Here is a 20,408-nt window from a genome sequence, read left to right as displayed (position 1 = left end):
AATAATAAGGACGACCCCGTGTTAAACAAGTTTCCAGTTTGGAAGTATTTACTTGTTTTAGCTGTGGTAGCCATTGGCCTTTTATATGCCTCTCCAAACTTGTATGGTCGCGATCCGGCTATACAAGTTTCAGGTGCTAAAGGCGCTGATGTCGATCTCAGTGTTGTAGACAAAGTAAACGCAATCCTTGAAAAAAATAATGTAACCGCTAAATCGACAATACTTGAAGATGGGCAAATTTTAGTTCGTTTAAAAAATGTTGAAGAACAGCTTAAAGCGCATGATTTACTGCGTGATTCGCTGAGCGACGATTACATTTCTGCTATTAATATGGCACCTGCTCAACCAGCTTGGTTAAAAGCGGTTGGTGGTAACCCTATGAAGCTAGGTCTTGATTTAAGTGGTGGCGTACATTTCACCATGGAAATCGACATGGCAACAGCGGTTGATAACCAGCTTGAGCAAATGGAACAAGATTTTCGTAGCGACCTGCGCGAAGAAAAACTACGTTACCGTAGTGTTCGCCGCGTAGCAGGCTCCGATCGTATGCGTGTAGAAATGCGTACTGAAGAAGACAAAAATGCAGCAGAGAGCTTCTTAGAAACTCGCTACCCGCTAAATGTCTACATTGATGACAGCAGTAACGATAAAGCATTTTTTGCGACAATGAGTGAGCAAAAACTCAAAGAAATTCGTGACTACGCTATCAAGCAAAATGAAACGATTATTCGTAACCGTATCAACCAAATTGGTGTTGCAGAACCTAACGTACAACGCCAAGGCGCTGAGCGTATTATTGTTCAACTACCTGGTATTCAAGACACAGCACGCGCTAAAGAAATTTTAGGCGCAACAGCAACACTTGAATTTCGTGAAGTAGACGAAAACGCTGATATTAGCGCTGCTGCTCAAGGTCGTATCCCTGCGGGTACTGAAATGATCATGAGCCGCGACGGTTACCCTGTTGTACTTAAAAAGCGTATTATTCTAGAAGGCAGCCATATAACTGGCGCGCAATCTGGCGCTGATGAATACCAACGCCCGCAAGTGAGTATTACGCTAGATAGCAAAGGTGGGGCAAAAATGAATGCCTTTACCAAGCGTGCTATTGGTAAGCGTATGGCAACGGTATTTATTGAGTACAAGCCATCAGGTAAAAAAGATGCAGACGGTAAAGCGCTTCCGCCTATTAAGGTTGAAGAAGTTATTAACGTAGCAACAATTCAAGCACGTCTTGATCGCTCGTTCCGTATTACAGGTATCGATAACCCAGCTGAAGCACATAACTTAAGTTTGCTACTTCGTGCAGGTGCGCTTGTAGCACCAATTCAAATTGTTGAAGAGCGCACTGTAGGTCCAAGTTTAGGTCAAGAAAATATTGAAGCGGGTATGACTGCGGTTGCACTTGGTTTTGCGTTTGTACTTGTGTTTATGCTTGTGTACTACAAAGGCTTTGGTATGGTTGCAAACCTTGCGCTTGCGGCTAACTTAGTACTGATTGTTGGTGTTATGTCTTTAATTCCAGGCGCGACACTTACGCTACCTGGTATTGCAGGTATTGTATTAACCGTAGGTATGGCAGTTGATGCTAACGTACTTATTTTTGAACGTATTCGTGAAGAGCTGGCCGATGGCCGCAGCCCTCAACAAGCGATTCATTTCGGTTACGATAGCGCATTTAGCACTATATTTGATGCTAACATCACCACGTTAATCGCTGCCATTATACTGTTTGCAGTAGGCACAGGTCCGATTGCGGGCTTTGCAGTGACACTTGCGATTGGTATTTTAACTTCAATGTTTACAGCCATTGTTGGTACCCGTGCGGTAATCAACTTATTTGTTGGTGGTAAACGCATTGATAAACTTTCGATTTAAGGAGCTGACATGCAAATTTTAAGTTTGGGTAGTAGAACCCTTCGTTTCATGTCTCTTCGTAAAGTGGCTATGGGTTTTTCGACGTTATTAATTTTAGCGTCGTTTGCATCAGTTTTTGTTAAAGGTCTAAATTTTGGTTTAGATTTTACCGGCGGTACTGCGGTAGAAGTTGGTTTTTCACAGCCAGCAGACCTTAAAAAAGTACGTGCTGCGCTAGCTGATAATGGTTTTGCTGATGCATCAGTACAACTATTTGGTTCAAGCCAAGAGATTTTAGTTCGTTTAGCACCGCGCGGTAGTGATGTTAAAGCTGAAGTAATTGGTAACCAAGTAATCGATGCGCTTAAAAAAGCTGATGACAGCGTAGTAATGCGCCGAATTGAGTTTGTGGGCCCAAGTGTAGGTGAAGACTTAAAAGAGCAGGGTGGCCTTGCCATGTTAACTGCACTTATTTGTATCTTAATCTACGTTGCATTTCGTTTTGAATGGCGCTTTGCTGTGGGTGCGGTAGGTGCACTACTACACGATGTTATTATTACTGTGGGTTTATTTTCGATATTAGGTTTAGAGTTTGATTTAACTATACTAGCGGCAATTCTTGCGGTAATAGGTTATTCACTTAACGATACGATTGTTGTATCTGACCGTATTCGTGAAAACTTCCGTAAAGTGCGCATTGACGATACTGTAGAAATTATTGATATTTCACTTACGCAAACACTTAACCGTACACTTGTAACCTCAATCACGACTATTTTAGTATTGATTGCTTTGTTTGCATGGGGCGGACAAACCATTCATGGCTTTGCAACTGCATTGCTGTTTGGTGTGTTTATTGGTACTTATTCTTCGATTTATGTTGCGAGTTCTGTTGCTATAGCAATGGGCGTAAGCAAAGAAGACTTAATACCAGAAGTAATTGAAAAAGAAGGTGCAGACCTAGACGCAATGCCGTAATGGTTTTGTAACTACTTTAAAAAACCGCTCATTGAGCGGTTTTTTATTGCCTGTAATATATTTATGCGCACGATTGTTTTAGCTTTACTGTGCAAGTATGAATAAACAGTGCTAACTTTGTAGAGCACGCCATGAGTGTAACGTCGTACTATGTATTTAAAATAAGTATTTATAGCGCGGTTATTAATAAGTACAGTTACATAATATCGTCATCTTACATTTAGGCGCTCGAAGCTATTTAGCTTAAATAACGCGATAATTTAAACTATCAATAATAACTGTTAAAACTACCGATAATAACTAAGGTGATAATTATGTTGCCATTAAAGTATTTAGTTAACGTAGTAAGTTTGTTTATATGCAGCGCTTTAGCAAGTGACGTAAATATCGTAAATGTAGCGCAGGAGCAGCGTGTGCAATATGCTCGTGACGACTACCTTAACGAGCTATTAGAAAAAGCATTGGTGAGCGCACAATACCCTGCAGAGATTAACCCCGTTTTAATTCATCCTCATCAACAACGTACTTTAATAGCACTAGATACAAAAAATTTAGATTTATACTGGAGTATGAGCAGCCCCGAAAGAGAGTCTTTAGCTATTGCGATTAAAATCCCATTGTTTAAAGGCTACATAGGTAAAAGGGCACTATTAACAAGTAAGAACAGCATTGCTAGATTTAAAGGTATTACTAGCTTAGAGCAGTTAGGTAGGCTTTCTGCGGTGCAAGGTCATGATTGGCCTGATACAAAAATAATGGCGTTTAATGGCCTGCATATAAGGCCGTTTGCAAATTATCAGGCTATGTTTGCCTTAACAAGTGCAGGGCGTATTGATTACTTCCCACGTTCATTTATCGAGGTTAATTCAGAGCTAGCGGCAAATAAACAAAGTAACTTAGTGATAGTACCTAATTTATATATGAGTTATCCAACAGGGTTTTATTATTTTGTATCAAATAGTAAGCCAGAGCTTGCAGTGGCAATTAAAAAAGGGCTTGAGATAATGCAAAAAAATGGTGAATTTGACGTATTATTTAATGAATACTTCGCAAAGGATTTAAATACACTACCTTATACAAAAGGCAAAACGATAGAGATTAAGCTCGATAACCCTTATTTTTAGGCACAAAAAAAGGAGCCTGAGCTCCTTTTTAGCATGCTATTAATAGCATCAAATTAGCGAAGTAACGACTCAGTTAATACTGGACGAATTTCACGAATAATTGCTTGAGTCAATTTTGGTGAACCACAGATAATATTGCCGCTGTGGTTATAGTTATTACCACCAGCGAAATCTACAACCATACCGCCCGCTTCTTTAACCATAAGTTCGCCTGCAGCAGAGTTCCAAGGTTTTAAACCAATTTCAAAAAATCCATCAACACGGCCAGCTGCAACGTATGCCATATCTAAAGCAGAACAACCTGCGCGGCGAATGTCTGCAGTGTGTACAAATAATGCTTTAAACGCTTCAGTGTATGCATCCATGTGGTTTTTGTTTTTGAAAGGGAAACCAGTAGCAAGTACAGTGCCTGCAAGAACCGTAGTTTTGCTAACACGTAGACGTTTGCTGTTTAACTGAGTGCCTTGACCGCGAGATGCAGTGAAAAGCTCACCACGAATTGGATCATAAATAACAGCTTGGTCTAAACGACCTTTAACTTTAAGTGCGATAGAAACCGCGTAATGAGGGATACCTTTGATGAAGTTAGTTGTTCCATCGATAGGATCTACAATCCATTGGTAATCATCATCCTTGCCTTTATGCTCACCTAATTCTTCACCAACAATAGAGTGAGTAGGGTAAGACTGTAAAATAGTGTCACGAATTACGGCTTCGGCTTCTTTATCAATGTTAGTTACTAAGTCGTTAGCGCCTTTTTGTTGCACTTCAACTTTTGATAAATCTTCACTTGCGCGAAGTAAAATTTTGCCTGCGTTGCGCGCAGCGCGAACCGCAATGTTTAACATTGGATGCATGGTATTACCTTTGGGTTGTAAAAGAACGTTTATATATTTCAGCCGGCGTATTTTAGCGACTTTTGACATAAAGTAAACAATAAACCCCAAATACTTATGTTTGTTTTTTATACAAGATTGAAAAGTGTCTATATTTTAAAAAAATAATAATGAGCAATTAATAAGTCATTATGTTTCTTTGTGTGTTAATTAAATTGAATTAATTTTAAATAACACTTTACCTAAAGTTAGCTTGAGGTTTTATCGTAATCCTAACTTAATTGATAGGACAACATTATGTATTTAGAGCACGTAAACTTAGTCGCGAGTGATATAGATAGCATGCTTAAATTTTATCGCGCTGTATTTCCACATTGGTCGATTAGAAGTGAGGGCAGAGGCGATTGGCATGGAAAACCAAGACGCTGGGTACACTTTGGAGATGACATGCATTACATTGCGATAAGCGATCATGGTGAGGGTGAAAACAGAAACTTATCGGGCCATCAAATTGGTTTTGCACACTTTGCTTATGTAACTAATAATTTAAGCGCAGTAGTAATGCGCTTAAATAAAGTGGGTTTTACAGTAAGCAAGCAAGGTAGCGAGAATCCTTTCAGAAAGAATGTCTACTTTATTGATCCCGCCGGGTTTGAGGTGGAATTTGTAGAGTATTTAAGTGACATACCAAGCGAGCGAAATAACGATTTATAATAAAATACCAAGCAGCACGCTAAAGTGCTGCTACTCAATTATAGTGAGCGGTTATTATTACCCGTGCCAAACTGGGTTTTTAGCTCATTTGCAAAGCTCATAAATTTTTCTTTAATTGTGCGCTTTATTTTTACTTCAACCGATCCCATAACTGCCTTTCCTTCAATATGAATAGTAGGACCTTGGCGTTTGTTAAGCGACACAGATTTATTTTCAAGACTACTTAAAATACAAAACATTTTAGACACTACATTTACATGCTCTGGTACGTAAATCTCATCGCTACCAAAGATACAGTTAACGTGAATAGTTACATTTTGATGCGCAAAAATGGCATCAGTAAAATCAAGTGCCACCGATCCCATAAAGTTACTTAAATATATATTTTTTGGCACGACCCACTGACCGCTTCGTTCGTTAGAGCCTAAAATACTGCGTAATGTAAAATCATCATCACTGTTTTGCTGTGCACTATAATGTGGTTTAAATTGCGATTGTTTTTCTGCTTTATATTGCTGATCGGTATTAAGTGTTAAGTCTTCTACTAAGGCTAAAAGAGCGTCGTTATTAGGTGCATCCATCGCGCTATCGAGTCGTCTCTCAAATGCATCAACAGAAATAACCCCATGACTGTAATTATAAATTAATTGATCAATCACTTGTTCGCGTACTTGCTCTATTGGGCGGTCTTCAACTTTTACAGACATGGGGCATTCCTTATTATATTTACTATTGATACTGCTCTTGATGTTTATATGCAAAGCACGCACCAAATATAATTACCTTAATTATCAGTAGGTTAATTTATAATGATGTTTTTTATTTTGTTATATTAACGATAGATTAACCAAAAATGCAATTATCTAGCTATTTTCACTATTTGAGAAAGTTTTACCGAGTAGCCTGTAAATAGTTACACAACTATAGATAATGCCTCACTCCAAAATAAACTCAACCTATTGAAATATAAGTATAAATAAAGTTGGCCCAAAGCTCGCATTAGTTAAAGTGTCTTTAATCAAAAGGAGAAAGATTATGAAAACATTTAACAAGTCTATTATCGCAGCTCTAGTTCTTGGTACTACGGCTATGGGTGCCCAAGCAAACAGCTGGGAAAACGAAAGTAAAGATGCTTGGATTGATGGTAAGGCAGAAACAGTTCTACTTATGAACACTAATCTAAACAACTTTGACATTAACACTGATGTAAAAAATGGCAAAGTAGTACTTACAGGTAAAGTTAATAGCGAGCTTGATAAAGAGCTAGCAGAAGAACTTGTACTTAGCCTAGATGGTGTATCTGATGTTGATAACAGCCTTACTGTTGTTAAAAGCATGGATACCAAAGATAAAAGCAATGACATGATGGACGATGATGATAACGACCTAACGGACGCTAAAATCACCACTGTAATCACAACTCGCTTCCTGTTTGACTCAGAAGTTGGTGGTACAGACATCGATGTTGATACCGACAATGGTATTGTAACTCTGAACGGTTCAGTAGAGTCTGAAGCTGAAAAACAACTAGCAGTTAAAATTGCTAAAAATGCTGAAGATGTTCGTGACGTAGTTGATAAACTAGCTATTGTTGCTGAATAATACAGTATAGTTAAGGCCCACTAACACTGGGCTTTACGCCTTTTTAATGCTTAATTTAAATGGAGTTTAGTCATGGATATTATTCGTATAATACTTTCGGTTTTATTACCGCCATTAGGTGTGTTTTTGCAAGTTGGCTTAGGTATGCATTTTTGGTTAAATATTTTATTAACACTGCTAGGTTATTTCCCAGGTTTAATACATGCAATCTACATTATTGCGAAAAAATAATGACAGATTATATATTGTGTAAGCCGACTACTGAGGCCTAATGATACAATTGCCACAGTACTGTTCGGCTCACAATATTAGTTTTTAAATTAAATATTTTTTATCAAAATCTAATTTTTAATTTACTCAAACTAAGTGATTTATTTCTTGTAACTCACTCCCAAAATTCCCTCAGCCAAACCATTGCTTACTTCAATTAAGCTTTCTAACTAACTGCAGTGTTCTGACTCTGTATTGATGCCAGTTAGGAAATCTTTAACATTAGTTTGTTTATATATCTACAATACGCGATTAATTACTCTATTATTTAGTGACAATATTACCATCACTTCTAGTGTTATCATTACACCAAGCTTTTACGCATATTCAGGTAGCTAATTGAATATTCGACTTATACTGTCAGGCGTTGTGTCATTCGTTTTTTATTTTAGCTGGGCCTACTGGGCAAACAGTTCGGCAGATATTGCTAAATCGGTCACGCTTCAAGCTGCATTAGTACAAGGTTTGTATAGTGGATTTGTAACGCTGTTTTTTACTTTTATTTTAGAAAAGGTCGTCAACAAGTATAAGTTTAGTTATGTAACGCTTGCGTTTGTAACTCCAATTATTTGTATGTTTCATTCTAAAACACCACAAAACGTAGCAATACGACAAAGCTTCAATAATGTAATTAACTCTAGCGCCTCGTATTTAGGTAACAAAAAAATAGCAGGTGTACTTTTTGCGCCTATTATTCCGATTACTATTCAATCGAGCTTAGTGATTATGGTGAATGTAATTAATCAGACACCTAATTTGGCACTTACAGTAGCCCCAAGCATATTTTTTACAGCCTTGTATGCCTACACATATATGTTAGCTTTACTTAAAAAGTAGAGCGTTAAAAATAAAAGACTATATGTGGGAGGAGGGTTTTTATAATTTAACGCAGAGAATATCATGGGAAATATCTTACATTTTATGCTTATACCCACCTAAAAGATTACTATTTAAGCAGTTAGCTTACTGATTGTTAAAATAAAGGTGTTTGGTAGTGACAAGCACCTAAAAAGTTTTTATACTGCAACCCGCTTTAGTCGCTCTGTGACTGAACGCTTCAAAAATTAACTGCCTAGCAGTTATATAAAAGTTGGCCCCTTAGCTCAGTTGGTTAGAGCACACGACTCATAATCGTTAGGTCCCCAGTTCGAGTCTGGGAGGGGCCACCACTTTTGCAAACTTTCCAAAAAATACCTACTCAAATTATTTAAAGCTACATGAACTTAATATCGTGTAATTTATTATTCTTTATTTACCCCTAATAATAAGTATAATTTAAATAAAGTTAATCCATAGATTAAGCTAAGCTTTCTTAAATTTGAAAGAGTGCGAATGCACTATTAAATTCCAGCGTTAGATCGGACGCTATTCATGCTCTGTCTTGTAAATAATAATGAGCTGCATCTGATTTCAGAATACAAAAAAAGCCCCTATTGGGGCTTTTTACTTGCTAGTGTTTACTTCTATTGCTCAAAACTACAAGAGTTAACTAATTTTTACGGTATATCTCATGCTCAATATCGTAAATATTTACGCTTAAACTGTCTGATGCTCTGCAGTATGTTTTTAAGCATGAAAGTAGCAGTTCGCTTAACATTTGTTTTTGCTCAATTGAGCGTCCCGCTAAAATATGTACCGCGATATGTATAAACCCTGATTTTCCTGCGCCAAGTTGATATTGCTGATAAGCAATGGCACGTGTTTTGATGGTTTCTAATTCAAATAAGTTACTTTCGAAAGCGGTAGTGTGAATTTTTTCTACCAGTACTTGTGGTAAAACAGGGAGGTCTTCTGAGTGTTCAATAATAATGTGCGGCATTTAGGCGTTTCCTATTATGAGTTACTGCATGAGCGAGAGTTAATTGTATCAAATACAACAGGGTTCGCTAAACCCTGAGCTATCTAAAATCTTTACTTTAAACTAATTTAGTCGTATTTATTTTTGATGTTAGTATAAAAACAAACAGGTGAACCTTCGCTTAGTAACGTAGGTGCTAAGTTACTTATATATTAATTGAGGATAAGTATGAAATTACCACAAAAATTTAAACGTTTAGCTTTACTTACAGGTGCAGTTGTTACATTAAGTGCTTGCTCTGACGATGTTGCATCGGTAAGTCTGGGATTATTTACAACTAAAGATGTTGTGGTTAATTCGCAGCAAGATCCAATCCTTGAAGGCGTTACTTGTCATATTAGTCATATAGAGGCTAATTTGGACTTTTCTGATCCGTCTGATATGTCTATAGCATGTCGCCAAACAGGTCCTATTACAGCGCAGCAGCTACAAAAAATAGACCGCAGTAAATCAGGTGAAGTGATATTCAAATCATCTAAAAGTATATTATTTAAATCACTAAAAGTGCGCCGTATTTACGATGCTGAGAATCGTACTTTATTGTACTTATCGTATTCAACTAAAGAATCCAGTGGTAGCCACCACCATGCACTATCAACAGTGCCGCTATACAATACTCAAGCGTGGGATTGGGCGCTTACACAAAAAAACTAAACTAGCACTAAAACTTATAAGAGCACCTTATGTTAGCTTTATTTAAATCGGCACCTTTATTGGAAGATCAAGAGCAGCAATGGCTTATTGATACATTTATTTGGGCTGTAGAAAACTTTGATGCTGAATTTTTTACAAAGCACACTCAAATAATACTGCCAACGGCCACTTTTTTCCCTGATTCGGTATCGAGCATTGAGGAAATGGCGAGTAATGTTTTTACCCGCGTTACTAATTACGCGGGTATGAACGCATGGCCTATTCAATTAGTCGCACCTCAGCAGTTACAACCGCAAGTTTTTCCGCACTTTGAATTTAGTGATGAAATACGTGGCGAAGGCAGCCATCTAATTGTGCCGCCAAGCCATAAGGTCAGTATCTCTTTTAATCCTAATCAGATTAATCAGCCACAAGATTTAGTGGCTAGTTATGCGGGTACTCTGGCCACCATACTTATTCATCACGTTGGGGTGCTACCGCCAGGCGGTAGGGAGTATTTACCACAAGCTGCCGATGCACTTGCCTGTTTTTTAGGGTTTGGTGTGATGATGAGCAACACGGTGTATCAGTTTAAAGGCGGTTGTGGCTCTTGTTATAATCCATACGCTAACCGTGAAGCTAAGTTAAGTGAAACACATACGGTATTTATGCATGCCCTGATTAGCTACTTTAAAAACGATAAAGTGTCTAAAAAGCATTTAAAGCCGCATTTACGTGGTCAGTTTAAAAAAGCACAAAAAGAAATTAAAGCATTGGTAAATAACTCGGCTAACCCGCTGTTATTAGCTTATTCGCCAAACTAGCAAGGATCTGCGTGGAATACTTAGATGAATTTTTACTGATTGTTATTGCTCATTTTTTTGCAGTAGCAAGCCCAGGGCCTGACTTTGCCGTAGTACTTAAGCAAAGTGTGCAACAAGGAAGGCGCAATGCATTGTGGACAAGCGCCGGTGTTGGCGCTGCTATTTTACTGCACGTTGCCTATTGCGTTTTAGGTGTTGCGCTTATTTTAACGCAATCGCCTAGTTTATTTATGGCGCTTAAGTATCTTGCCGGTGCATATTTAGCTTATTTAGGCGTACAAGCACTCAGAGCTGCAAAACCTCCAGCAAGTAATGAAGGCGAGGCTGCAAAAGATGTTGAAAACAAAACCGTCCAAGAAGAATCCGTTTGGCTTGCTTTTAGGCGCGGCTTTTTCATAAATGCATTAAACCCAAAAGCCACGTTATTTTTTATGTCGTTATTTACACTCGTGATTAGCCCAACAACACCGACTAGCGTACAGGTCGGTTACGGTGTGTACATGGCATTGGCTACTTGGGCGTGGTTTTCAATGCTTTCAATAATACTTTCTAGAAATAATGTAAGGGGTTTTTTCCAACAACGCGGTTATTGGTTTGACCGTGGAATTGGCGTTATTTTAATTGCCCTTGCAGTACGTGTTGTTATTTAACTTATTTAAAAAGTACAGGAGATAAAATGCCGTTATATAATTTTTCGTTTGGCTCTAATATGTCATCTAATCGTTTGTTAGCGCGCTTACCTAATGTAAAGCGTGTAGGAACAGCTGTACTTAAAGGTTACGAGCTAACTTTTGATATGCTATTTAAAGATGGCTCTGGCAAATGCAGTATTTGCCCAAGCGATAAAGAAGGCGCGCTGGTTTACGGCGTTATTTATGAGCTTAATGAAGATGAAAAAGTTATTTTAGATGGTATTGAGGGCATAGGTTACGACTGCGTAGATATAGCCCCAACGCTTTTAACGGGTGAGACTGTAACTGCACATTGTTATATAGCTAATACCCACGACAGCGATGTACTCCCATACGATTGGTACATAAAACACGTTCATCGCGGATCACTTGAAGCGGGCGTACCAAAAGAATACAGTGATGCGATATTAAATCGCGCACAAAAAAGCGATACCAATCAAGAGCGCGCAGCAATTGAATTTGCAGTTCATCAAAAATAATAAAATAGGATTGATATGAAATTAACCAAACTTGCCGCAATTGCACTACTAGCAGGCACTTCGTTTAGTAGCTGGGCACAAATTGATACCAACAAAATTGACGATGTTATTAAAGCGTCAATGGCGCGTTTTGACGTACCCGGTATGGCAGTCGCCATTGTTGAAAACGATAAAGTAATATTTGCTAAAGGCTTTGGTGTAACTAATCTCGATACCAACAAAAAAGTAAACAAAGACACCTTGTTTGGTATTGCTTCAAACACGAAAGCGTTTACAACAGCAGCGCTTGCCAAGTTGGTTGATGAGGGGAAGTTAAGCTGGGATGACCGCGTAATTGATCATTTACCAGAGTTTAGATTATACGACTCATACGTAACACGCGAAATGCGTATTCGTGATTTATTAAGTCACCGCAGTGGGCTAGGGCTTGGGCAGGGCGATTTAATGATTTGGCCAAGTACCGATAAGTCAGTTGATGAAATTTTAGCGGGATTACAGTATTTAAAACCAGCGAGCAGTTTTCGTAGTAAGTATGCTTATAACAACTTGATGTTTGTTACCGCTGGTGAGGTGGTTGCACGTGTGTCGGGTATCAGCTGGAACGATTACATCGAAAAAAATATATTACAGCCGCTGCACATGGATAACTCACGCGCGGGATTTTCACGTATTCCAAAAAGTAATAAAAACTGGGCGACAGGTCATATTCCTATGGATGGCACGCTTCATCCATTTTTTGTGAATTACTTAGAAGATTTTAGAGGCGCAGGTGCCATTGCTTCAAGTGTAAGCGACATGAGCCAATGGCTTCGTACGCAATTAGCGGGCGGTAAAATGCCAAGTGGCGAGCAGCTGTTTAGCGAAAAGCAACAAGCGCAAATGTGGCACCCTCATATTACGTCTATGGCGTCTAAAAGTGCGTTTGAATCGTATCATCAGCAGTTTAGGGGTTATGGGTTAGGTTGGAGTATTGAAGACTACCACGGCTTTAAAAAGCTAGGTCATGGCGGTGGTATTTTAGGAATGGTATCGCAAGTTACTTTATTGCCTGAGAAAAAACTCGGTATTGTTATTTTATCTAATCAACAAGCTTTTGGTGCACTTTCGGCAGTAACCCATGAAGTACTTGAAGATGCACTTGAGCTCGAAGATAAAGACTGGGTAGAGGATTTAGCTAAAAGTCATTTTGAAGGTAAACAACAGGCGTACGCTAATGCAAAACCAGAAGCCCCCGCTGACTACCAACCACAATTACCAAACATTAATTACACCGGTACACTACACGATGATTGGTATGGCGATGTAATTATTGAACAACTTGATAGTAAATTGCATATTGATTTTACGCATACTAAGCGCTTAAAGGGCACACTTGAGCATTACACTGGAAATACATTTATAGTTAAGTGGGATGAAAAGCTACTTGAGGCGGATGCGTTTATTCGTTTTGAAATGAGCTCACAAAACCGTGTAAACAGCGCTAAAATGCGTGCAGTATCAACACAAGTTACCGACTTTAGTTTTGATTTTAGAAACCTGCATTTAAAAGCAAAATAGCTAATAATATTGATATTCAAGGTATCGATATTTAAAGTGTCGATATACACCAAAGTCGCAAAGCCACCATTAGGTGGCTTTGTTATATTAAACACTCAATTTACTTTGGCTAGGAGCATTTTATGCGTACTGCAGTTATTTCACACCCTCATTGCCGTAAACATAAAATGATAGACGACCATCCTGAGTGCCCAGAGCGCTTAGATGCAATTACCGACAGGTTATTAGCCAGCGGTGTAGATGTTGGCTTAACACACCTGCAGGCACCTAAGGCCGAGCGTGAACATTATTTACTTGCTCACGATGAAGCTTTAGTTAAACACGTAGAAACTACACTACCAACCGAAGGACTCGCTAATTTAGATGGCGATACGTGGTTGTGCCCCGATTCGTTTAAAGCGATTGAGCGGGCAGTAGGTGCCGGGTTGTTAGCTGTTGATGAAATACTTGCCGATAAACTCGATGCTGCTTTTTGCTTAGTACGCCCGCCAGGGCATCATGCTAATAAAGATTCATCATCTGGGTTTTGTGTGTTTAATAACTTAGCTATTGCCGTTAAGTACGCTCAAAGCAAAGGGATTAAGCGGATTGCGATTGCTGACTTTGATGTACACCATGGGAATGGCACGCAAGACATTTTTATTGATGACGAAAACGTACTGCTTTGTTCGTTATTTCAGTATCCGTTTTACCCAAATACAGCGGTTAAAAATAATAGCCATATAGTTAATTCTCCTTTGCCAATTGCCAGCAATGGCGATGACCTAAAAGAGGTATTTACTGGGCAATGGTTACCAAAATTAAAAGCATTTAAGCCTGAATTACTTTTTATAAGCGCAGGGTTTGATGCACACTTAGAAGATGATATGGCGAGCTTAAAATTTGTAGAGGATGACTACATTTGGCTTACCGAGCAACTATGTGGTGTTGCTAAAGAGGGCGGCTGCAAAGGTGTTATTTCGTATTTAGAAGGTGGCTATGCGCTATCAGCTTTAGGTCGCAGTGCTGTAGCGCATATAAAAGTGCTTACTGATATCTAAATAAAGAGAGTGTTTATAGCCCTAATAAATCAAACGCCTGCGCTGTGCTTAGGGTTTTGATTTTACCAAGGCAGCATTGTCCTTCATTTAATAAGTAAGCTGTAACAAGCTGTGCTAGTTGCTCGCCATTCAATTCAGGGCAAGCAGTGCCTTGTAAATTAAGGTAGTCACCTTGCTTATTAAGTACTCGCACATCGCTTAGTTCACTTTGCATAACGCTGTGTAAGCACTCTTGTTGTTCTTGTTGGTTATGGGCTATCTCAAGCTCATTATAAATAACCAATAACTGTGGGTAGCTGTTTAACATAGCCCGTTAGCCTACGGTTACTTCATAAGACGTAAATTTACGAATATTAATAACGCCTTTTTCAAAAATTAAGTATTGGCCTTTAATACCTTGTAAAACACCACTTACAACAGGGTCTTTATCAAAGTTAAATGAGCTGATTTTTGTTGGGTATTCGGTTACTGGAAAGTTTAAATCAACCACATCTTCATCAAGTTGTTCTATTGCTGTTGCGCCAAATAATTCACTGAGCTCGTTTAGCTTTTCACTAATTTGTGGGATCAGGTCGGCTGCAGCTGCTTTTAAGTCAATTGCTTCGTTTTGACCTTTTAGCATATTGCGCCAATTAGTTTTATCGGCAATAAATTCAGCCAATGCAACTTCCACTAAACCTGATTGCAGGCGAGTTTGCACTTTAAAAATAGGTAATGCTTGAGTCGCGCCTTGATCAACCCAACGAGTCGGTATTTGTGTGTGGCGGGTAATACCTACTTTTAACCCAGAGGTGTTAGCGAGATATACATAGTGCGGGATCATGCAGTTTTCTTCGCCCCACTGTGGCTCTCGGCAAGTACCTTGATCGTAGTGGCAGGTTTCTGGTTTCATAATACACATATCGCAACTAGCGAGCTTGCGCATGCATACAAAACAGTGACCTTGAGAATAGCTTTTTTTGGTTTTTTTACCGCAGTTAGAACATAAAATAGTGCCACTAAAGGTAAGCGTAAGCTCCTTACCTATAAATGCATTTAAGTCTACTAGGTGTTCACCTACAGGTAAGTGATATTGTACTGGTTCGGTTAAGCTCGATTTTAATTTACGCAGTGTGCCTTGCATCTTTACTTGGCCCCTAAAGATGTTAAAAAGAGGAGTCTAACATTTTTAAGCTATATTGGCTTTTTAAGAAGTGTAAATAGTCGGTGTAAGGCAGTGCTTTTGCGTATAAATAACCTTGGGCGCAATCAGCATTCATATCTTTGAGCAAGTGATGGATTTCTTGGGTTTCTACCCCCTCAATTGTTATTGATAAATTGAGGTTATGCGCCATATCAATGGCTGTTTGTACAATAACCTGGTGAGTAGGGTTATTAGGTAAATCAAAAACAAATGACTTATCTATTTTAAGTTCACTAAAGTGATAATTGACTAAGTAGCTAAGTGACGCATAGCCTGTCCCAAAGTCATCCAGTACTACTTTAATACCTAATGCGGTTAGCTCATCAACTAACTTTATAAGTGCATCCTGGCTATCTACGAAGGCCGATTCGGTTAGTTCAAATTTAAGTAACTGTGCCGGCACTTGGTATTTAATTAAAATATTTTCTACTTTTTCGGCTAAGTTATTTATAGTTAAGTTTTTAGCGCTTAAATTTACGCTAATTGTGTGCTCGTTATAGCCATTTTTTGTTAGCTTGACTATGTCTTTACAGGCTTGCTCTATTACCCACAGTGTTAGCTCGTTAATAATGCCTGTGTGCTCAGCAAGTATTATTAGTTCTTCAATTGATAAGTTGCTGTAAGTTGGGTCGGGCCAACGTAATAAAGCTTCAGCACCACTTACGTGGTTACTTAATAAGTTTATTTGAGGTTGGTAATAAAGTGCCAGTTGATTTGTTTTGATGGCTTGTTGCAGCTTAGCGGCTAGAGCAACGTCCATCATTAGATTATTACCATTTGACGATGACCCAACTTGATTAACGCTACCTTTTGCTTTTTTAAGCGCTAAATAACCACGCTTTAACCAATATTCAAAGTCGTTACTCTTACCTGCACTACTAATACCTATACTGTAACTAAGCTGCAGGTTTAGCCCTTTAATTTCATATTGTTTTGGTAGGCTGCTAATTATTTTAGTCAGTAGTGCTTCTAGCATTTCTTGGTTTTGTGTTTTAGTAGAAATACAGGCAAATACGCCACTGCTTAAATCGGCTAAGCGTGGGCTGGTGTTTAAATCTGTTTCGAGGTTTGTAAATTCGCGTTCATGGCTGAGTTCTAATTCAAGCTCTTTGGCTACATGCTTTATAAGTGTGTAGCCCTGAGAAGAGGTAATAATTGTATTGAGCGAATTAAAGTGACGTATTTTTATTAAACATAAAGTTGTTGAGCGGTTTTGGCTTTGTAGCGCCATAAATGCTTGTTTTAGCTTGGAGCTATTAAGTAACTTTGTTTGTTGTGTGTGCGTGGCATGGTAAAGCGCACGTTCGCGCTGATACCTTACTCGGTCAGCTAACGCCATTGCCATTAAAATAACTTCGCACAAAATAGCCATTAAAAAGGCATGGCGGGAGGTAAAGCTATAAGCCAAAAAGCCGGTGAGCTCCATAGGCTGTATTACCGCACCAAATATCAGCGGTATCCACGAAAGTACATAAAACTTAGCCCACCTAAAGCCGCTACGTAGCTTGTTATAAATTAAAATAATACAAACAACGTATAAAAGTGCCATTACACAAAAAAACAACGGGGCTGCAATGTACTCAGGAATAAATAGACTAGCTATAGCCATTACTGACATAAACAAAAGCAGTTTTACGCTCATTTTGTATCGCCAGCAATTGTCCTTGTGATAGCGTAAAAACATAGTACAAAAGGCGAGAGTGAAAAATGATATTGCGTAGTTAAAAAATATGACTTTTTCGTGAATATATAACTGCCATTGCACTGGCCATAAATAAAATCCAAAACCAAGCACTGCACCCAATAAGGTTAACGCACTAATGATATAGCCAATATAAATTAAATAAACACGGTCTTTTATGCCAAAATAAAGCACCAAGTTATAAAGCGCAGCCATCAATAGCACGCCTACAAAAATACCCCAGATCCCAGTTTGAGAGCGCACTAAGTCAATAAACTCTTTATCACGATATAAGTTTACAGGTGTTTTACTTATGCCGACTGTGTCTATTTTCATTACTAGGCGCTGTGACGATTTTCTTTCTACTAAAAAACGAATATGCGGTACGCTGTATTCAAACAAAGAGAGGGCTTCTTCTTTATCGCCGAGTTTGTATGTTTCAATTAGTTTGTTATTTTTGTCGAGGCGATAAACCGTAAGGTGATCGACCATAGGGTTGTCAAAATGTGCCACAACATTTTGCTTATTAAGGCTTTTATTTTCTAAATCAAGAAACAACCAATAGTTTTGCTGGCTAAAACTCCATGGAACATCTGAAAATGGTTGATGAGTAAGTAATTCAGGTTGGTTAATAATGGTATCGAATTTTTTAGTTTTAGTTTCGTCAATATAGTAGGCGTAATCGAGGTACATTGGAGCCGTCTTATCAATTGTATATCGTGTAGGCACGACAAGGTTTGATGCCAATGTACTGATTATAAAAAATATAAAGATCAGTATGGCAACAGCAATTGCATGATAACGTAAAGTTCTTAGTTCCAACGTTTGTGTACTTTTAAAAAACCTTTTAATTAGTGTAGCACTAAAAAAGCGCAGGGAAACTGCGCTTTTTTAGTTAAATTAACTGGTTATACCAATGAATAGGTATTACAGGCTATTGCTCGCGTGCAATAGCACGGTAAGCTATATCAGTACGATATTCCATACCATCCCAGCTAATTTGTTTAACAAGCTCATAGGCGCGCTGCTGCGCTTGCGTAACGGTGTTACCAAGTGCTGTTGCGCATAATACGCGACCGCCTGCGGTTACAACGTCATTGCCACTTTTCTTAGTACCCGCATGAAACACTTTTTCACCCGCAGGGTAATCAACTTTTAGCCCCGAAATTGCATCACCTTTAGGGTAATCACCAGGGTAACCTTTAGCTGCAAGTACAACACCAACGGCTGCGCGTGGGTCAAACTTAATCGTTGTTTTATCAAGTTCTACACGGTTAGCAGCTTCAATCAATTCAACTAGGTCTGATTGTAAACGTAGCATCATTGGTTGAGTTTCAGGGTCGCCAAAGCGACAGTTGTACTCAATTACTTTAGGGGTACCTGTTTCGTCAATCATCAAACCTGCGTATAAAAAGCCGGTGTACGGATGGCCTTCGCTTGCCATGCCTTCTACCGTAGGGTAGATCACTTCGTTCATAATACGCTGGTGGATTTCATCCGTAACAACTGGCGCAGGTGAGTATGCACCCATGCCACCCGTGTTAGGACCGGCATCGCCATTGTAAGCGCGTTTATGGTCCTGACTGGTAGCAAATGGTAATACGTTTTTGCCATCAACCATTACAATGAAAGACGCTTCTTCACCGTCTAAAAACTCTTCGATAACAACACGACTTCCCGCATCGCCAAAAGCATTACCCGCAAGCATATCGCGAATAGCATCTTCGGCATCGGCTTCTGTCATGGCTACAATTACGCCTTTACCTGCAGCTAAACCATCTGCTTTTACAACAATTGGCGCGCCTTTTTCTTTTAAATAAGCTAGGGCTGGGTCAATTTGTTCAAACGTTTGATAATCGCCTGATGGGATATTGTGGCGCGCTAAAAAATCTTTAGTAAACGATTTAGAGCCTTCAAGCTGAGCTGCGCCTGCCGTTGGGCCAAAAATAGCCATGTTATGTTCACGAAACTTATCAACAACACCCAGTACTAACGGTATTTCTGGACCTACAATAGTAAGCTCTACATTGTTTTGCTGTGAAAAACTAAGTAAACCCTCTAAGTCGTCAACGTTTATTGCTACGTTTTCAAGTTTTGGTTCAAGTGCAGTACCTGCATTACCAGGGGCTACAAATACAGTATTTACTTTGGTGTTTTGAGCGGCTTTAAACGCAAGTGCGTGTTCGCGGCCGCCGCTGCCAATGACTAAAACATTCATGGCGAAAATTCCTATTTAAAGCGGTTTCTTAAATTTCAGCGTCATGCGGTCGCTTTCACCAATGGCTTTATATTTGTCAGCATCTTGTTCGCCGAGTCTTAAGCTTGGTGGTAGCGTCCATACACCTTTAGGGTGATCGGCTGTATCTTTTGGATTTGCATTTATTTCACTGCTTGCTACCAATTCAAACCCAGCTTGTTTAGCAAGGTCTACTACGTAGCTCTGCTTCATATAACCTGATGTTTTTTGATCTTCGTCAGCACGTTCTTCAGCTAAACGGTGTTCAACTAAACCTAATGTACCACCTGGTTTAAGGGCTTTATAAAAAGCTTGAAAAGCACTTAATGCACCGCTTTTATCTTTGCCCATATACCAGTTATGCACATTACGGAAAGTTAAAACCATATCGGCACTGCCGGCTGGCGCAATATCTAAATGTGTTACAGGTGCAAACTCAGTAATTTTAACGCTACTAAAGCGCTCATCTTCAGCTACTTTTTGTTTAAAGCCCGCAAGAGAGCGTTGGTAGTAGCCAACTGATGAATCAGCAGGAAAGTGCGCGGCATAATAAGTACCTTGCTCTTTTAGTGCTGGCGCTAAAATTTCACTATACCAACCACCGCCTGGCGCAATTTCAACAACTGTCATAGTTGGTTTAAAGCCAAAAAATGCAAGTGTTTGAGCCGGGTGACGATATTCGTCACGAACGCTGTTTTTAGTGCTACGTTCGCTTGATTGAAGTGCATGCTCAAGGCTCGATTCGTGGTTATGGCTAAGCGCCATAGTCGATGTCATCGTTAGTGTGGCTACAAGTAGCGATTTTAGCGCAAATTTCATTGTTTGTTCCTTCACATTATAATTT

Annotated in this window: 21 protein-coding genes and 1 tRNA gene; 14 read left to right on the top strand and 8 right to left on the bottom strand. The window is 39.1% G+C overall.

What is annotated here, in order from left to right; all coding sequences use genetic code 11:
• The first annotated feature begins 18 nt into the window (after positions 1-18).
• From secD to CXF64_RS11620, 3 genes are all read left to right on the top strand, one after another.
• Entirely contained in the window at positions 19-1,878 is a 1,860-nt protein-coding gene (secD, locus tag CXF64_RS11630; protein ID WP_007586473.1) for a protein translocase subunit SecD, read from the top strand.
• Positions 1,879-1,887: 9 nt separating this feature from the next.
• Positions 1,888-2,835, top strand: coding sequence for a protein translocase subunit SecF (gene secF / locus CXF64_RS11625; RefSeq protein ID WP_007586474.1), 948 nt, complete (start codon positions 1,888-1,890; stop codon positions 2,833-2,835).
• 314 nt (positions 2,836-3,149) lie between these two features.
• Positions 3,150-3,959, top strand: a complete 810-nt coding sequence (locus CXF64_RS11620; protein ID WP_101217090.1) for a substrate-binding periplasmic protein — start codon at positions 3,150-3,152, stop codon at positions 3,957-3,959.
• Between the two features lie 53 nt (positions 3,960-4,012).
• Here CXF64_RS11620 and suhB read toward each other — a convergent pair whose 3' ends face one another.
• Positions 4,013-4,816, bottom strand: coding sequence for an inositol-1-monophosphatase (gene suhB / locus CXF64_RS11615; protein ID WP_002957826.1), 804 nt, complete (start codon positions 4,814-4,816; stop codon positions 4,013-4,015).
• Positions 4,817-5,092: 276 nt separating this feature from the next.
• Between suhB and CXF64_RS11610 the strand changes: the two genes are divergently transcribed.
• Positions 5,093-5,509 carry a VOC family protein gene (locus tag CXF64_RS11610; protein ID WP_101217089.1) on the top strand — a complete coding sequence of 139 codons (417 nt, stop codon included), beginning with the start codon at positions 5,093-5,095 and terminating at the stop codon, positions 5,507-5,509.
• 38 nt (positions 5,510-5,547) lie between these two features.
• Here CXF64_RS11610 and CXF64_RS11605 read toward each other — a convergent pair whose 3' ends face one another.
• Positions 5,548-6,216: a LiaF domain-containing protein gene (locus CXF64_RS11605; protein WP_101217088.1), complete on the bottom strand. Its 669-nt coding sequence runs from the start codon at positions 6,214-6,216 to the stop codon at positions 5,548-5,550.
• Positions 6,217-6,544: 328 nt separating this feature from the next.
• On the opposite strand from CXF64_RS11605, the gene CXF64_RS11600 reads away from it, so the two are divergent.
• The 4 genes from CXF64_RS11600 to CXF64_RS11585 all read left to right on the top strand — a co-directional run bounded on the left by CXF64_RS11600 (position 6,545) and on the right by CXF64_RS11585 (position 8,550).
• Entirely contained in the window at positions 6,545-7,111 is a 567-nt protein-coding gene (locus CXF64_RS11600) for a BON domain-containing protein (RefSeq protein WP_007586486.1), read from the top strand.
• A 72-nt stretch (positions 7,112-7,183) separates the two neighbouring features.
• Positions 7,184-7,342 (top strand): YqaE/Pmp3 family membrane protein, encoded by a 159-nt coding sequence (locus tag CXF64_RS11595; RefSeq protein WP_002957822.1) that lies wholly within the window; start codon positions 7,184-7,186, stop codon positions 7,340-7,342.
• A 378-nt stretch (positions 7,343-7,720) separates the two neighbouring features.
• A complete protein-coding gene (locus CXF64_RS11590) occupies positions 7,721-8,218 on the top strand; it encodes a hypothetical protein (protein WP_101217087.1) in 498 nt (165 codons plus the stop codon).
• 255 nt (positions 8,219-8,473) lie between these two features.
• Positions 8,474-8,550 (top strand) — tRNA-Ile (locus CXF64_RS11585).
• A 320-nt stretch (positions 8,551-8,870) separates the two neighbouring features.
• Here the strand turns inward: CXF64_RS11585 and CXF64_RS11580 are convergent.
• Entirely contained in the window at positions 8,871-9,200 is a 330-nt protein-coding gene (locus CXF64_RS11580) for a 5-carboxymethyl-2-hydroxymuconate Delta-isomerase (RefSeq protein ID WP_002957818.1), read from the bottom strand.
• A 207-nt stretch (positions 9,201-9,407) separates the two neighbouring features.
• Here CXF64_RS11580 and CXF64_RS11575 point away from each other — a divergent pair, with 207 nt between their 5' ends.
• From CXF64_RS11575 to CXF64_RS11550, 6 genes are all read left to right on the top strand, one after another.
• A complete protein-coding gene (locus CXF64_RS11575; protein WP_010553378.1) occupies positions 9,408-9,893 on the top strand; it encodes a CreA family protein in 486 nt (161 codons plus the stop codon).
• Positions 9,894-9,922: 29 nt separating this feature from the next.
• Positions 9,923-10,696: a hypothetical protein gene (locus CXF64_RS11570; RefSeq protein ID WP_007586497.1), complete on the top strand. Its 774-nt coding sequence runs from the start codon at positions 9,923-9,925 to the stop codon at positions 10,694-10,696.
• An 11-nt stretch (positions 10,697-10,707) separates the two neighbouring features.
• Entirely contained in the window at positions 10,708-11,346 is a 639-nt protein-coding gene (locus tag CXF64_RS11565; RefSeq protein ID WP_101217086.1) for a LysE family translocator, read from the top strand.
• A 26-nt stretch (positions 11,347-11,372) separates the two neighbouring features.
• Positions 11,373-11,867, top strand: coding sequence for a gamma-glutamylcyclotransferase family protein (locus CXF64_RS11560; protein ID WP_101217085.1), 495 nt, complete (start codon positions 11,373-11,375; stop codon positions 11,865-11,867).
• A gap of 15 nt (positions 11,868-11,882) precedes the next feature.
• Positions 11,883-13,424 carry a serine hydrolase gene (locus CXF64_RS11555; protein ID WP_101217084.1) on the top strand — a complete coding sequence of 514 codons (1,542 nt, stop codon included), beginning with the start codon at positions 11,883-11,885 and terminating at the stop codon, positions 13,422-13,424.
• A gap of 122 nt (positions 13,425-13,546) precedes the next feature.
• Positions 13,547-14,464 carry a histone deacetylase family protein gene (locus CXF64_RS11550; protein ID WP_101217083.1) on the top strand — a complete coding sequence of 306 codons (918 nt, stop codon included), beginning with the start codon at positions 13,547-13,549 and terminating at the stop codon, positions 14,462-14,464.
• Positions 14,465-14,477: 13 nt separating this feature from the next.
• Here CXF64_RS11550 and CXF64_RS11545 read toward each other — a convergent pair whose 3' ends face one another.
• The 5 genes from CXF64_RS11545 to CXF64_RS11525 all read right to left on the bottom strand — a co-directional run bounded on the left by CXF64_RS11545 (position 14,478) and on the right by CXF64_RS11525 (position 20,383).
• Complete coding sequence (locus CXF64_RS11545; RefSeq protein WP_010553373.1) at positions 14,478-14,771, bottom strand: hypothetical protein; 294 nt, start codon at positions 14,769-14,771, stop codon at positions 14,478-14,480.
• A 6-nt stretch (positions 14,772-14,777) separates the two neighbouring features.
• Positions 14,778-15,587 (bottom strand): DUF2797 domain-containing protein, encoded by an 810-nt coding sequence (locus CXF64_RS11540; RefSeq protein ID WP_101217082.1) that lies wholly within the window; start codon positions 15,585-15,587, stop codon positions 14,778-14,780.
• A gap of 22 nt (positions 15,588-15,609) precedes the next feature.
• Positions 15,610-18,150 carry an EAL domain-containing protein gene (locus tag CXF64_RS11535; protein WP_101217081.1) on the bottom strand — a complete coding sequence of 847 codons (2,541 nt, stop codon included), beginning with the start codon at positions 18,148-18,150 and terminating at the stop codon, positions 15,610-15,612.
• Between the two features lie 112 nt (positions 18,151-18,262).
• Positions 18,263-19,546 (bottom strand): phosphoribosylamine--glycine ligase, encoded by a 1,284-nt coding sequence (purD, locus tag CXF64_RS11530; RefSeq protein WP_101217080.1) that lies wholly within the window; start codon positions 19,544-19,546, stop codon positions 18,263-18,265.
• 15 nt (positions 19,547-19,561) lie between these two features.
• On the bottom strand, positions 19,562-20,383 hold the full coding sequence (locus CXF64_RS11525; protein WP_101217079.1) for a class I SAM-dependent methyltransferase: 822 nt from the start codon (positions 20,381-20,383) through the stop codon (positions 19,562-19,564).
• Between the last annotated feature and the right edge of the window lie 25 nt (positions 20,384-20,408).

Origin of the sequence: Pseudoalteromonas sp. GutCa3, from assembly GCF_002836155.1 — a bacterium.
Lineage (GTDB): Bacteria > Pseudomonadota > Gammaproteobacteria > Enterobacterales > Alteromonadaceae > Pseudoalteromonas > Pseudoalteromonas arctica.
The sequence above is the reverse complement of the archived record's forward strand: the minus strand, read 5'-3'. Positions and strand labels throughout refer to the sequence as shown.